Below are 429 nucleotides of genomic sequence, written 5' to 3' on the forward strand. Positions count from 1 at the left end.
TGTCGTCGCTGATCGCGCGCACCTTGGCGATGTCGTGCGTGATGAACAGATACGACACGCCGAGCTTTTTCTGCAGATCGCGCAGCAGTTCGAGAATGGCTGCGCCGACCACCGTATCGAGCGCGGAGGTGACTTCGTCGCAAAGGATCAGCTTGGGTTCGGCGGCCAGCGCCCGCGCGAGATTCACGCGCTGTTTTTGCCCGCCCGACAACTCCCCGGTGCGACGTTGCGCCAGTTCGGCTGGCAGGCGCACCAGGCCAAGCAGTTCGGCGACGCGGCGCCGCGCGGCCTCGCCCTTCATACCGTGATAGAACTTCAACGGGCGCGCCAGCGTGCGCTCGACGGTATGGGTCGGGTTGAGCGCCGTGTCGGCGTTCTGGAACACGATCTGGATACAGCGAAACTGTTCGCGGCTGCGACGGTTCAGGT

General features: G+C 64.6%; 1 protein-coding gene. It reads right to left on the minus strand.

What is annotated here, in order from left to right; genetic code table 11:
• On the minus strand, positions 1-429 hold a 429-nt coding region (locus AB3X89_RS40270; RefSeq protein WP_368588063.1), incomplete at both ends, for an ATP-binding cassette domain-containing protein.

Origin of the sequence: Paraburkholderia sp. BR14320 (assembly GCF_040948665.1) — a bacterium.
GTDB lineage: Bacteria > Pseudomonadota > Gammaproteobacteria > Burkholderiales > Burkholderiaceae > Paraburkholderia > Paraburkholderia youngii.